The sequence below is a fragment of the Streptomyces pseudovenezuelae genome (assembly GCF_001513955.1).
Taxonomy (GTDB): Bacteria; Actinomycetota; Actinomycetes; order Streptomycetales; family Streptomycetaceae; genus Streptomyces; species Streptomyces pseudovenezuelae.
In genome coordinates, this window is sequence record NZ_KQ948147.1 from 430,233 (window position 1) to 443,871 (window position 13,639).

Consider the following 13,639-nt stretch of genomic DNA (forward strand, 5'->3'; position numbering starts at 1 on the left):
TTCAGCGCACCGGGGCGCCCTGCGCCTGCTGCGGGGCGATGCCCAGCGCGGTTGTGTACTTGGCGAGCACGAGCTTGCCGATCGCCGGGTAGGGGCCGAGCGGATCGGCGGCGGAGCAGCCGGCCTCCCTGGCGGCGTCCTCGATCACGGCGGGGTCGATCTCCGGCCCTATCAGGTACGGCGCGAGCGCGAGCTGCTGCGAACCGGAGGAGCGCAGCTGTTCGGCGATGGACGCGATCGAGCCGTCCTGGTCGAGCGCCGCCGCCATCACCGGCACGGCCAGCCGCGCGGCGAGCAGCATGCCGGTGATCCCGGCCGCCTGCACGGCCTCCTCGCCGCCCACCGCGCCGAGGATGATGCCGTCGGCGGCGGTCGTCACCGCGAACAGGCGGGCGCGGTCGGCACGGGCCAGCCCGGCCTCCGACAGGCGCACGTGCAGCGCCTCGGCGAGCAGCGGGTGCGGGCCCAGGACGTCGGTGAGGTCGGCCGCGATCCGGCTGTCCATCACGGCCTGGCGGATCCGGCGCAGCAGCGAACTGTCCGGTCCGGCGAGCAGCGGCACGACGACGGCGACGGGGCCCTCGGGCTCCTTGACGTCCACCCCGGCGGCCTTGGCCTGCTCATAACGTGCGGTGCGCTCGCCGGCGGTGTGGGCCAGCACGGCCTGGAGCGTGGGGAACTCCGAGTCGTCTCCGTCCAGGTAACCGATCCGCGCGTCCAGGCCGGGCAGCTCGGAGCGGGCGATGCTCACGACCTCCTCGGCGAGGCCGCGCGTGGCAGCGCCGGGCGTGCCCGGCACCGCGAGGACGAGCGCGGGCGCGCCCTCGGGAGCCGCCAGCGGCTCGGGTCGGCGGTGCCGCCCGGGCTGGCGAGGTCGCGGCATTCGTACTGGCAGGCCGGACGCGGGTCCAGTGGGGGAGCTCATGGCGACGCATGTTACTGGCTTCCTGGGCTTCCCTGTTCGGGGAGGGTGCAGGTGAGCGGTATCCGTCCGGTTTTGTCTGATGAGTTACGTCCGCTTCAGCCCCTCTTTGGGGTCACCACGTACACCATCGCCTCGTCACCGGGCAGCGTGAGCGCACCGCGCGCCAGTTCTGTGGCGATCTGTACGGATCCCTCCAGCGGTCCGCCCGCCGCCGTGACCCGCCGCGCGTGCGGCAGCCGTCGCTCCAGCTCCTCCTCCAGGGGCACGAGGAGGGCGGCACCCATCCCGAACAAGCCACCGGTGAGACTGACATACGGCTCACCCTCCGCCGGGCAGACCGCGGCCGCGGAATCGGCCATGTGCCGGGCCGCCTCGCGCAGGATCCCCCCGGCCACCGGGTCGCTCTCGGCGCAGGCCGCCACGTGGGGCGCGAACGAGGCGAGTACGGCGGGCCGGTCCGTACGCGGATAGAGCCGTCCCGGCAGCTCCCGCACCGGTCCGAACGCCTCCTCGGCCCGGGCCAGCAGCGCCGACGAGCCCCCCGGTCGCCCGTCGTGGGCGCGCAGGGCGGCCTCCAGCCCGGCCCGCCCGATCCACGCGCCGCCCCCGCAGTCGCCCAGCAGATGCCCCCAGCCGTCCGCCCGGCGCCAGGACTTGAGGTCGGTGCCGATCGCGACGAGACCGGTACCGGCGGCGACGACCGCACCCGGGCGCGGTCCGAGAGCGCCGGTGTAGGCGGTCACCGCGTCCGCGACGAGCGCGACGGTCCGCACCCCGAACTCCCGCTCCAGCGCGCCGGGCAGCTCGGCCCGCAGGGCATCGCCCAGGCTCGCGAAACCGGCCGCCCCGACGACGGCGGTGCCCATCCCCCCCACTCCTGCTTCCTGCTGCGACGCCCTCACCAGGGGCACCAGTTGTTCCATCAGATGGCCCGGATCGATGCCGCGCGGACCGGTCCGCACCGGCACCCGCGACTCCCGCGGGGCCGTGGTCCCCCCGTCGGGGGTGCCGACGACGACCCGCAGCCCGGAGCCGCCGGAGTCGACGGCGAGGAATCCGTCACCCGCCGCTGAACGCACCCGCCTCCACCCCTTCCCGACGACCGGCAGCGCGCTCGGCCCGGCCGGCTCGAAGATCTCGACGGGGAGGAAGAGTAGCGCCCGCGGGACGGCCCGCGGGAGGAGTCTTCCCTGGATATGCGGGGCGTCAGTGTGTGCCAGTAGAGTGACGCGCCGTGGCACCACGACCCTTGCATGAACTTGTCGAAGCGGGCTGGGCGAAGGCCCTCGAACCCGTGGCCGAACGCATCGCGGCCATGGGGGACTTCCTCCGTGCCGAGATAGCGGCGGGCCGGACCTACCTGCCGGCCGGGGCGAACGTCCTCAGAGCCTTCCAGCAGCCCTTCGACGACGTCCGCGTCCTGATCGTCGGTCAGGACCCCTATCCCACGCCGGGAATGGCGATCGGCTTGAGCTTCGCGGTGGCGCCCGAGGTGCGGTCCCTGCCGGGGAGCCTGGAGAACATCTTCCGGGAGCTGCACTCCGACCTCGGGCTGGCCAGGCCCTCGAACGGCGATCTGACGCCGTGGACCCAGCAGGGCGTGCTCCTGCTCAACAGGGCGCTGACGACCGCCCCGCGCAAACCCGGCGCGCACCGCGGGCAGGGCTGGGAGGAAGTCACCGAGCAGGCCATCCGGGCGCTGGCGGCGCGCGGGAAGCCGCTGGTGTCCATCCTGTGGGGGCGGGACGCGCGCAACCTGCGCTCTCTTCTGGGCGACCTCCCGGCGATCGAGTCGGCCCATCCGTCACCCATGTCGGCGGACCGCGGCTTCTTCGGTTCGCGCCCGTTCAGCCGGGCCAACGACCTGCTGGTCGGCCAGGGCGGACAGCCGGTGAACTGGCAGCTGCCCTAGCGCGGTGGGACGCCGGACCCCCGAGGACAACGGGGAGGCCCGGCGCCTGCGGAGCACCGGATCAGGTCAGGACGAGTTCCAGGACGGTGACGGACAGCGGCGGCAGGGTGCTGGTGAAGGCCGCCGCGGCCCCGGCCACGGTGCTCGTCCGGGGAACCAGGACGGCGGGGTCGGTCAGTGTGTTCGTCGTGGTGCGCGAGGGGCCGGTCAGGACGGTGACGGTGGCGTTCTTCCTGACTCCCTTGGCCAGGCCCTTCAGTTCGACCGGCGCATCCACCTTCTCCGTCCCGGAGTTGACGACCGCGACGTAGAGTCGGTTCCCGGCACGGGTGGCCACGGTGGCCAGACCGGGCAGGGCACGCGCAGTGGCCGGCAGCACGGTGTCGCCCAGCCTGCTCGTCAGCATCTGCTGCGCCCAGTAGCTGGGGGAGACGTAGCTGTTCAGGTTGTCGTAGGCGATCAGGTTGGTCGCCCAGACGTTGTTCCTGACATGGGAGAACAGCGGCGCGTAGCACTCCATGAGGACCTGGTCGGAGTTGCGGATCAGCCCGGCCAGCCAGGCGGCGTCGCCCAGCGCGGCGTTGAGGTCGGGTGTGGGGCGGCCCTCCTGCGCGGCCCACTCACCGACGAAGACCTTCGTCGAGGCGCGGTCCCTGTTGTCGTACTTGTGGGTGGCGGCCTGGGCGGCGGACGGCGCGAGATAGTAGTGCTCGTCGATCAGGTCCGGCGTGCGGCTCGTCACCGTCGTCGAGGCGATCAGCTTCAGGTGCGGGTACTTCGCCTTGATCGCGTCGTGGAAGGCCGCGAACCGCTCGTCATAGGACCCGGAGGAGTCGAACCAGTCCTCGTTGCCGATCTCCACGAACTCCAGCGGGAACGGCTTCGGATGGCCGTCTGCCGCACGCCGTGCGCCCCACGTGCTGGTGACCGGGCCCGTGACGTACTCGATCTCGTCCAGGGCGTCCTGGATGTACGGCTTCAGCGCGTCCCCGGTGACGTGGTCGCCCTTCAGCGCGTACCCGGCGAAGACGGCGAGGACCGGCTGGGCGCGCATGTCCTCCACCCATTGCAGGTATTCGAGGAGCCCGAGCCCGTCCGTGGACCAGTAGCCCCACGCGTCGTCCATGTGGCCGGGACGCTCCCAGACCGGGCCGATGGTGTTCTTCCAGTCGAAGCGGGTCGCGAGGGTGTTGCCTTCGAGGAAGTTGCCGCCGGGGAAGCGCAGGAACTTCGGCTTCAGGGCGACCAGTTTCTCCATCAGGTCGACGCGCAGGCCGTTGGGGCGGTTGTTGTAGGTGGGCGGGAAGAGGGAGACGTGCTGGAGCCACAGGGTCTCGCCCGCGGCGGCGGGGTCGGCGGTGGTGACGGTCAGTCTCGCGTCACCGGTGACGGGGGCGTCCGGGCCGGTGCGCAGGGTCAGTTCGAAGGGGTGGTCGGGGAAGGCGGTGCCGATGTGGGGGAGCCGGGCCGAGGCGTACACCGTCGTGCCGTCCGCCGACTCGACGGTCACCGTGAGCGGGCCGATCCGGCGCGACGCCTTGGCGAACAGCCGGGCGGTGTAGGTGGTCCGGGGCCGCACGGGTATGCCCCAGAAACCGTCGTTGGCCACCCCGGCCCGGCCCCCGGCACCGGTACCGCTCGGCAGCACGACCTTGAGGGAACGCTTGAGGACGTCGTTGAGGGGCGTGGCGGTGTCGAGCGCGAGCGTCGTCCCGCCTACGGCGGACCAGTGCACGGGGGCGGTGTCGTCGGCCATCATCGAGCGGTTCTGGACCAGTTCGGCGTAGATGCCGCCCTCGCCGGAGTGGTTGATGTCCTCGAACATCAGGCCGGGAAGGATGGGGGAGACGGCGTGCGCGGGGTGAGCGACGTCCACGCTCAGCAGCGGTGTCGTGGTCTCCACCGGCACTCCGGCCAGCGTCGCGACCTGGGCCGGGGTGAGGGCCGTCGGGAACAGCTGTACGTCGTCGATCAGGCCGTGCCACTGGTCGACGTGCCCGCCGCCGTAGAGCGCCCGGCCGATGGCGGTGTCGCCGGTGCCGGCCCAGGCCGCGGTGTAGGCGGTCTCCCCTTCCAGTACGCCGTTGACGTAGAGACGGGTGACACCGGCCGAGGGGTCGCTGACGCCGACGAGGTGGGTCCAGGTGCCGGTGGTGGGCGCCGAGGCGGCGGCCGCCACGGCGGCACCCTGCGTGGCGTCCGAGTCGAGGCGGGCGAAGGCGAAGGTCCCGGTGTCGTCGCGCAGCCCCAGGTAGAAGGAGCTCACGACCTTGCCGTCGATGCTCACGGCGGTCTGGTAGCCGCCCAACTGGCTGAGGTTGACCCAGGCGGCCACCGAGAACGCCTTGGAGGTGTCGACGACGGGCCCGGACGCGGTGGCGTTGCCGCCGGCGGTGAGGCTCAGGCTGTGGGCGCCGACCTTGCCGTTGTCCCAGGCGGCCGCGTCCTGGAGCGTGGCGGTGTGGGCGTTGCCGGACGAGTCGGCGGCGGAGGTACCGGAGCCCTCGTCGAAGCTCCAGTGCGCGGCCGCGGCGGGGAGATCGACGGCGGCGGCGTCCGTGCTCGTGCCGGAGCGTTCGGCGGCCGAGGCGGGAGCGGAGGCGGCGAAGGTCCCGGCCAGGGACGCGGCACCGAGGGCTGTCAGTACGGTCCTGCGGGACGGTCCGGGGTACGAGGGCATGCGGGGGTTCCTTTGTTCAGCTGTTCGTCGGACGAAGCGGTGGGGAGCGGGCGCGGGCCCGTCGCAGGGGAGGGCCGACGGGCCCGCGACGACTGCGTCATCCGGTCAGGGGGCGATGCTCCACTGCTGGCAGGTGTTGTCGAGCTGCTGCCACTGGCGGACCGCGGTGCCGTTGGCCGTACCGCAGTTGGCCACGTCCAGCGTCATGCCGGTGTTGACGTTGGTGAGGGTGTACTGGCTGCCGACCCTGGTGACGTCCCACTGCTGGCAGGTGTTGCCGAGCGAGGCCCACAGCTGGACGGCCGTGCCGTTGCTCTGCGCGCAGTTCTTGTCGTCCAGGACCGTGCCGCTGTTGACGTTGCTGATGGTGTAGTGGCCGTTGCCCGCACTGGCGAACTTCCACTGCTGGCAGGTGTTTCCGAGCGAGGCCCAGATGTCGATCGACGTCCCGTTCGCGGTACCGCAGTTCACCGCGTCCAGGACCTTGCCGGAGTTGGTGTTGGTCAGCCGGTAGGCGGTGCCTGCCACGGGGAAGCTCTTGGTCGGGGTGGTGTAGCCGACGGAGGTCACGTTGGCCTGTACGGCGTTGTCGGCGGCGTCGGTCGGGTAGCCGGAGGTCATGACGCCCTCGAAGAAGGAGCCGTCGGACCCGTTGCTGTCGTCACCGCCGGTGCCGAGGACGATGGCGCCCTCCAGATGCATCGGGGTGTACCCGCCGAGGTTGGGAAGGGCCCCGTTGTACCAGGTGGTCAACGAGCCGGACTGCGCGTTGCCGCCCTTGATGGCGTAGGTCGTCGTGCCGTTGTTCTTCTCCATGGCGGTGACGTACTCGCTGGAGTTGCCCTTGTTGGCGGTGTTCGAGCCGTTGCCGCCGGCGAACAGCCCGTTCTCCAGGTCGGCCTGGACCCACGGCCCCGAACCCGAGCAGGGGGAGAACCAGCACTCGGTACCGAAGTTGATCGCGTCCATGTGGCCGTTGCCGGTGTCGTTGGAGGACGTCTCGGCGTTGCCGTAGTCGAAGCAGCAGCGGTTGTTCACGTGGTGGCCGCTGGTCACCATGTACGCGCCCTCGGGGGAGCTGCCGGTGGCGATGCCGCTGGTGCTGTTGTCGCGGTAGCCGACGCCGGCGGACACGAAGACGCCGTACGCCGCGTGCCCGCCGACCGTCACCGGCAGGGCGTTGGCGATCGCGCCGACGTCCTGTCCGCCGTTGCCGCCCGGTCCCTCGACGGTGAGGTCGTTGTGGTGCGAACTCTGGTCGTAGATCTTGGTGATGACACAGGTCGTGCCGGAGCAGAAGGAGTCCTGCGCGGCCGCGTTGGCGTAGCCGCCGGCGCTGAGTACGCCGATGTCGGTGGTGGCGGCGTCGGAGGCGCGCTTGACCTGGTAGAGAGAGCCGTTGTAGGAGGCGTAGAGCGCCCGGGTGGTGCTGTGCGCCGCGGCGCACGGTGTTCCCGCGGAGGCGTAGATGTCGCAGGGCAGGGACGAAGCGGCCTGGGCCGTGCCCGCGATGCCGACGATCCCGGCGAGGATCCCCCCGACGAGGGTGAGGACCGCCCCCACCGTCAGCAGGAGCCCTCTCAGACGTCGGTCTGCCACCGGGCCTGTCACTCGACCTGTCACTGTGAACCTCTTCCGTCGTCGGTGCTTCTCTCATCCGGTGCCGCAGGCTCCGGGAGACCTGGATGTGGGCGCTAACAATGCGGGCCCTCGGGTGTCGTCACTCGGTCGAGAGGCACGGGAGGGACAATGGGGGGAAAGAAGGCCGTTCTGCGTGCTGCGTTGGCCGAGCGGTGTCGCGGAGAGCGTCACAGCAGGTCAGAGCGGTGTGTCGAAGCGGCCCTGGGGCCTTCGCGGGCGCCGTTCTCGCGTGATCGGCGAGGGAACGATCGGTTCCGCGCCCTCGTCTTTTTACGGCCGGATGAATAGCGGGTCAACACCGTCGAACAGTCAAGAGTGCGGAAACAAAACCTGTGCAGTCTGTTTACCCGGGTGCGCGGCCCGGCTGCCATTGATCTTGTGTGATGCGATAGCAGCAGCTCAGAAGGGTCGAGCGGCAGGGCATTGGACTCGCAAAAACCCGAGAACGAGGGGTCGGGACAACCTTGACCCCCGAAGATTGTGTGCGCTAACAATTCGTCACGACGTGCTCCTCCCACCGGAGAAGTGTCCGATCGGAAGACGTGACAGCGCGTGAGGAGGCGGAGCATGGACGGGGATCGCGCACCGGTGATGGCCGACGTGGCCAGGATCGCGGGTGTCTCGCACCAGACCGTCTCACGGGTCCTCCACGACCACCCGAACGTGCGGGCCACCACCCGCGAGCGGGTACTGGCAGCCGTCCGCGAACTCGGCTACCGGCCCAACGCCGCCGCCCGCACCCTGGCGACGCGCCGCACCCGCACCCTGGGTGTGATCAGCTTCAACACCACGCTGTACGGCCCGGCCTGCATGCTCTACGGCATCGAGCAGGCGGCCAGACAGCACGAGTACTTCGTCACCGTGGCCGCGGTCGGCACGCTCGACCGCAGTTCGGTCCTGGACGCCGTGGACCGGCTGCGCAACCAGGGCGTGGAGGGCATCATCGTCATCGCGCCGCAGACCGCCGCGGTGGGCGCACTGGCGAACGTGCCGCCGGACGTCCCCCTGGTCGCGGTGGGGTGCGGCACCCACACCACGCTGGCCTCGGTCGCCGTGGACAACGAGGCGGGCGCCGAACTCGCCACCTCCTATCTGCTCGATCTCGGCCATCGCACGGTGCACCACCTCGTCGGTCCGCGTTCCTGGCTCGACGCGCAGGAACGCGAGGCGGGCTGGCGCGCCACGCTGGAGAAACGCCGGGCCCCCGTACCCGAACCGATGACCGGCGCCGACTGGACGGCCCGCACCGGCTACGAACACGGCCGACGGATCGCCGCCGACCGCGAGGTCACCGCGGTGTTCTGCGCCAACGACCACATGGCCCTCGGCCTGCTGCGGGCCCTGCAACAGGCCGGGCTCCGGGTGCCCGAGGACATCAGCGTCGTCGGTTTCGACGACATGCCGGAGGCCGAGTACTTCGGCCCCTCCCTGACCACCGTCCGCCAGGACTTCGACGAACTCGGCCGGCGTGCCCTGCGTGCGCTGATCGAGATCGCCGGTGACCCGGACGCCGGGATCCCGGCGTCCGGCTACCGGCCCCACGTCGTCATACCGCCCAGCCTTGTGGTGCGGACCTCCGCGACCCGCCCGCGCCACCGAACGTAAAGCCCGACCTGACAGCTTCCGGCTAGCACCACCCACATCAACCTCCCTCCCAGCAAGGCCCCTTGCGAGCCGACTGCTGCACGGAACACCGCCGCTCCGGTCCTGAGCGACCGGCCGTGACGTCCACCGGGCACGACAGCTCCACCCCGGCCCGCCGCCCCGAGCGGCCGGCCCCTCCCCGGGCCTGACGCTTCGTCAGGCCCGCCCGTACCGGCGCCCGCGCGCCCTCGCCGCTCACCGGACGGGCCCCCGCCCCGGCGACGCCCCGCGCCACGTACCGCTTTCCAGCGGTCCCCACCCGTCCCGCCTCACGGCACCGGCATGCCCGTGAACAGGCGTGCGCTCCCTCGGCGTTCCCCTGTTCCCACGCGCCCCGAGACACCCTCCAGACACGCCTAGAGGGGCGCTGATCAGCCATGATCCGAAGCAGAAGGTCCCGCACCCTGGTCGCCGCGACCGCCGTCCTCATCTCGCTCGCCGCCGCCGGCTGCTCCAAGAACGCGGGCGGCTCCGACAGCACCGGCTCGACCGGTACCAAGGCCGCCGCCCCGGTCGCGCTGGCCGGAAAGGACCTGTCCAAGGTCGACATCGCGATGGTCGTGAACGTGGCCGCCGACTACTGGAAGGCCGGCCAGGTCGGCTTTCTCACTGGGCGGGCCCGCTCCCGGGCCACCGAGGTCTCGGGGCGGCCCCGTCGGGATCAGGCGACCACCGCCGCCCGCACACACAGCACGTCCGGCAGATGCGAGGCCAGCTGCCGCCAGCTGTCGCCGTCGTCGGCCGAGGCGAACACCTCGCCGTTGCGGTTGCCGAAGTAGACGCCGGCCGGGTCCGCGTCGTCCGTGCACATGGCGTCCCGCAGCACCGTGCCGTAGTGGTCCTCCTGCGGCAGACCCGCCGTGAGCGGTTCCCAGCTGCTGCCCGCGTCCGCCGTGCGGAAGACCCGGCAGCGGCGACCGGCCGGGACGCGGTCCGCGTCGGCGTTGATCGGGAACACGTACGCCGTCCCGCCGCGGTGGGGATGGGCGGCGGTCGCGAAGCCGAAGGTGGACGGCAGCCCCTCGCCGATGTCCGTCCAGTGCGCCCCCGCGTCGTCACTGCGGTACACACCCCAGTGGTTCTGGAGGTACAGCCGGTCCGGATCGGCCGCGTCCCGGGCCACCTTGTGCACGCACTGGCCGAACTCCGGGTTCGGGTCGGGCAGGAACACGGCGGAGACACCGGAGTTGGACGGCGCCCAGCTCGCGCCGCCGTCCTCGGTGCGGAACACCCCCGCCGTGGAGACGGCCACTGTCACCGCGCGCGGGTCCCGCCGGTCGGTCAGCACGGTGTGGAGCCCCTCACCACCGCCGCCCGGCACCCACTGCGAACGGGTCGGATGCTCCCACAGCGGCCGGACCAGCTCGAAGCTCTCCCCGCGGTCCTCGGAGCGGTACAGCGCGGCCGGTTCCGTGCCCGCGTACACCACGTCCGGCTCGGCCGCCGCCGGGTGCAGCTGCCAGACCCGCTCCAGGGAGGCCCCGGTGTCCTTGGGGAACTTCACGGCGGGCTGGGCCGGCTCCGTCCAGGTGCGGCCCAGGTCGTCGGAGTGGAACACCGACGGGCCCCAGTGCGCGCTGTCGCCGCCGGCCAGCAGCCGCGGGCGCTCGCCCCGGGTGTCGATCGCGACCGAGTACACGGCCTGCGCGTTGAAATACGGGCTCTCGTCGAACTCCCAGGTGCCGCCTCGCTCGCGCCCGACGAACAGGCCCTTGCGCGTCCCCACGGCAAGCAGCTTCTCAGCCATACCGATCACCTCCGTGACGTCTTTGTCCCAGACACCGGCCAGTCTGCACCCCACCACTGACAGTCACCTCTGGAAAGGGCTTCACCGCAGGTCAGGGCGGGGATGGTAACCGGCTGCGGCGAGGGACGGGTGGCTTTCGGCAAGATGACCGCGGCGACGGCCGGGCGGTGGGAACGTCGTGACGGAGAACTCGCCGTGAGCCGTGAGCATCGAGGACGGCTCTCCCGTATGGGAGGTCGGTCCGGCATGTTCGTGCGCCCGTCGCTCATGAGGAGGATGCCTTCGATGGCGTTCCGTGGTCCCAAGGTCTGGCTGTGGCGCTGGCGGCGCAATCCGCTCAGGCGCCGTGCCGACGCTCTGGAGGCGTGGGTCGTGCTCGGTGCCTGGCTGCTCACCGTGGTGGCCGGGGTGCTCGCGGGTCTGGGGGTGAGCCGGGCTGTCGAGCACCAGCTGGCGCTGGAGCGCGTCGAGTGGCGGCCCGTGGTGGCCCGCCTCGCCGACCAGGCGCCCGGCGAGGCCGACCCGGGTACGTCGAGCGGTGAACGGGTATGGGGCAAGGTGGCCTGGACCGGGGCCGACGGCTCGGCGCACGCGGGCCAGGTGCGCGTCGATCCCGGCAGTACCCAGGGCACCCCGGTCACCGTGTGGACCGACGCCCAGGGGCGTCTGATGACCCAGCCCGCCACCGAGGACCAGGCCCGCATCCGCGCCGCGCTGATCGGCGTACTGGTCGGCGTGAGCACCGCGGCCGTGCCCTTCGTGGGCGGCCGGGTCCTGCGCGGCCGGATGGAACGCCGCCGCCTCGACCAGTGGGACACCGACTGGGCGTACTTCGGACCGCTGTGGGGCGGACGGCGGGCCGACGGGAGGTAGCACCGGAGGGCGGGGCGGCGCGGAGTGAACCCGCGGTGCGCCGCCGCCCGGACGGTGAGGCTCGGAGCGGGGGCACCTCGCGCACCGCGCCCGCACCCGCGCCCTCGCCGCACCCGCCGCGCTCCCTCCGCCGTGGACCGCCCCCTAGGCGCTCCCCAACACCTCCTCGCACGCCCGCAGCAACCGCTCGTCGTCCAGCACGTCATGGCTGCCGTACCCGCCGGACGGCGACGCCAGATGTCGTCGCCGAGCCGCCAGTTCCGCACGGAGAAGATCGTGGAGGGGCGCTCCCGCCGGGCCCAGCGCGGCGAGGCAGGCGGTGACGGTCAAGCGGGTGCGCGGATGGTCCGCCCAGGCCGTCCGCAGCACCGGCGCGGCGAACTCCGCGTCCCCGGAGATCCGCCACACCGCACCCGCGGCCGACACCCGCTCCCACAGATCCTCCGCCAGAACCATCCGCCGCAACCCCGGCAGTGCCGCACCGGCCTTCGGCCCGAGCCGCGCCAGGGCCGCCGCGGCCGCTCGCCGCCGAGGTGCGCCGTCCGCCAACTCGCCGGTCAGCACGGGCAGTACGGCCGAGGCGTCCCTTTCCACGGACCACAGTGCCCCCGCGGCGACCGCGGCGTGCTCCGTCGCCAGCAGCTCGCGCAGCACGGGTATGACCAGGGACGGTGCCGCGCTCCCGAACGCCTCCAGAGCGCGAACGGCCGCCTCCGTCACGGCGTCCCGCAGCGGCAGCCGCACGGGCAGGTCCCGCAGGAGCCGCAGCACCTCCGGTACGGCCTCCTCGTCGCTCAGCGCGGTGAGCGCCGACAACAGCGGCACGGCCCCCTCGAAGGCGTCGGCGGAGTCCGGTACGACCTCGCCCAGCCGACGACGCAGTGCGGGCGCGAGCGGGGCCGCCCCGGGGCCCAGGTGACCGATCACCCGGCCCAGGTCGGCGGGTACGTCCGGGCCGGCCAGCACCTCCGCCAGCACCGGTGTCGCCCGCGCATCCCCGCTCCTGGCGAGGGCCTTGAGCGGACCGCCCAGTGCGGGTGCCCCCCGCTCGCGGTGCCGTACCCACAGCTCGGGCCGGGCGGCCACCAGGGCGGCCAAATCGTCGGCGGCGGGAGCGGCCAGGTCGAACAGGTCCTCCAGGACCGACACCGCGGCATCGCGCAACCGGCTCTCCTCGGCGGCCAGTTGAGCGCCGATCAGGGTGACGGGCTCGGACCAGTCGGCCCGCCACTCACGGAACAGCCCCGCCGACATCCACACGGCGTTGCACCGGTCCACGGCGTCCGGGCTGGTCAACTGTCCCTTGAGGAGGGCGGTTCGCTCGTCGAGCCGGTCACCGAGCCCGCGGTGCAGGGTCCGCAGCAGCTGTGAGCCCTCTTCGTCCGAGGGCCGCAGCCGGCGCAGCCGGCTCGCGAGGGTGTCGGCGTGGGGGCAGCCGACGCCGTGCCGACCGAGGGACCGCCGGGCGGACCGCTCTCTGAGCAGCACTATGGCGACCGCCACCACGTCGGGCGGGAGCCGGTCGGGGGCGCAGCCGGCGAGCTGGCCGAGGGCGGCGAGACGCAGCCCGGGGTTGTGCGGCGCGGTGCTCTGAGCCGTGAGCAGCTCCAGTGCCCCGGCCGCGTGCCCGGGATACCGCCGTACGAACAGGGCCAGGCTCTCGGTGAGGGCATGCAGGACCCGGTCGTCCCGCTCCAGCGCGCAGCGGTCCCGCAACAGGGCGAGCACACGGGCAGGTTCGTCCAAAAACCGCACGAGGCCCGCCGCGGCGGCCCGGCGGACGGAGGGGTCGGCGTCCCCCGCCAGCCGGACGAACACCTCGGCGCCGGCGCGTACCAGGACCCCGGCCCGTGTGCGGAGACGGCCCTCGGCGCCGTCCTCCCGGCTCGCGCCCTGCGTCCCGATGCTGACAAGGAGTTCGACGATGCCCGCCCGGTCCGCGACCTCCCCGCTCGCCACGAGCGCGAGCAGAAACGGAACGCAGGCCAGGGTGGAGTCGTACACGTCTCCCTGGTGGTGCACGGCGCCGTACATCCCGTCCAGGGCGGTCTCCCGCTCGGCCGGGTCCGCGGAGGCGAGCCCCCGCAGCAGCCCGGGCACATCCTCCGCGCTGCCGTAAGCGTGCCGCAGCGAAGCCCAGTCGACCTCGTCGATCCCCGTGAACACGTTGTCCTCCCCAGGCGAAGTACCAACTGATCGGAGTCTGCACCACGGGAC

10 protein-coding genes are annotated in these 13,639 nt (G+C 72.4%); 4 read left to right on the plus strand and 6 right to left on the minus strand.

What is annotated here, in order from left to right; genetic code table 11:
* Window position 1: 1 nt before the first annotated feature.
* Together AQI94_RS18270 and AQI94_RS18275 are read right to left on the minus strand one after the other, a co-directional pair.
* The gene (locus tag AQI94_RS18270; RefSeq protein WP_107119426.1) at window positions 2-925 is read right to left on the minus strand and encodes a sirohydrochlorin chelatase; all 924 of its coding nucleotides are present in this window, start codon (window positions 923-925) and stop codon (window positions 2-4) included.
* Window positions 926-1,020: 95 nt separating this feature from the next.
* Window positions 1,021-2,004 (minus strand): N-acetylglucosamine kinase, encoded by a 984-nt coding sequence (locus AQI94_RS18275; RefSeq protein ID WP_031049234.1) that lies wholly within the window; start codon window positions 2,002-2,004, stop codon window positions 1,021-1,023.
* A gap of 155 nt (window positions 2,005-2,159) precedes the next feature.
* Between AQI94_RS18275 and AQI94_RS18280 the strand changes: the two genes are divergently transcribed.
* Window positions 2,160-2,837 (plus strand): uracil-DNA glycosylase, encoded by a 678-nt coding sequence (locus tag AQI94_RS18280; RefSeq protein WP_031049232.1) that lies wholly within the window; start codon window positions 2,160-2,162, stop codon window positions 2,835-2,837.
* 61 nt (window positions 2,838-2,898) lie between these two features.
* Here the strand turns inward: AQI94_RS18280 and AQI94_RS18285 are convergent, their stop codons facing one another.
* On the minus strand, window positions 2,899-5,517 hold the full coding sequence (locus AQI94_RS18285) for a LamG-like jellyroll fold domain-containing protein (protein WP_031049230.1): 2,619 nt from the start codon (window positions 5,515-5,517) through the stop codon (window positions 2,899-2,901).
* 105 nt (window positions 5,518-5,622) lie between these two features.
* The gene (locus tag AQI94_RS18290; protein WP_225890211.1) at window positions 5,623-7,116 is read right to left on the minus strand and encodes an arabinofuranosidase catalytic domain-containing protein; all 1,494 of its coding nucleotides are present in this window, start codon (window positions 7,114-7,116) and stop codon (window positions 5,623-5,625) included.
* Between the two features lie 609 nt (window positions 7,117-7,725).
* Here AQI94_RS18290 and AQI94_RS18295 point away from each other — a divergent pair.
* Complete coding sequence (locus AQI94_RS18295; protein ID WP_031049226.1) at window positions 7,726-8,763, plus strand: LacI family DNA-binding transcriptional regulator; 1,038 nt, start codon at window positions 7,726-7,728, stop codon at window positions 8,761-8,763.
* A 416-nt stretch (window positions 8,764-9,179) separates the two neighbouring features.
* A complete protein-coding gene (locus tag AQI94_RS45625) occupies window positions 9,180-9,581 on the plus strand; it encodes a hypothetical protein (protein ID WP_225890212.1) in 402 nt (133 codons plus the stop codon).
* Here AQI94_RS45625 and AQI94_RS18300 read toward each other — a convergent pair.
* Window positions 9,464-10,549: a WD40/YVTN/BNR-like repeat-containing protein gene (locus tag AQI94_RS18300; RefSeq protein ID WP_051832388.1), complete on the minus strand. Its 1,086-nt coding sequence runs from the start codon at window positions 10,547-10,549 to the stop codon at window positions 9,464-9,466. The two genes, AQI94_RS45625 and AQI94_RS18300, sit on opposite strands and share 118 nt — an antisense overlap.
* A gap of 285 nt (window positions 10,550-10,834) precedes the next feature.
* Here AQI94_RS18300 and AQI94_RS18305 point away from each other — a divergent pair, with 285 nt between their 5' ends.
* The gene (locus AQI94_RS18305) at window positions 10,835-11,422 is read left to right on the plus strand and encodes an Rv1733c family protein (RefSeq protein WP_031049220.1); all 588 of its coding nucleotides are present in this window, start codon (window positions 10,835-10,837) and stop codon (window positions 11,420-11,422) included.
* Between the two features lie 144 nt (window positions 11,423-11,566).
* Here AQI94_RS18305 and AQI94_RS18310 read toward each other — a convergent pair whose 3' ends face one another.
* A complete protein-coding gene (locus AQI94_RS18310; protein ID WP_062229822.1) occupies window positions 11,567-13,588 on the minus strand; it encodes a hypothetical protein in 2,022 nt (673 codons plus the stop codon).
* Window positions 13,589-13,639 lie beyond the last annotated feature (51 nt).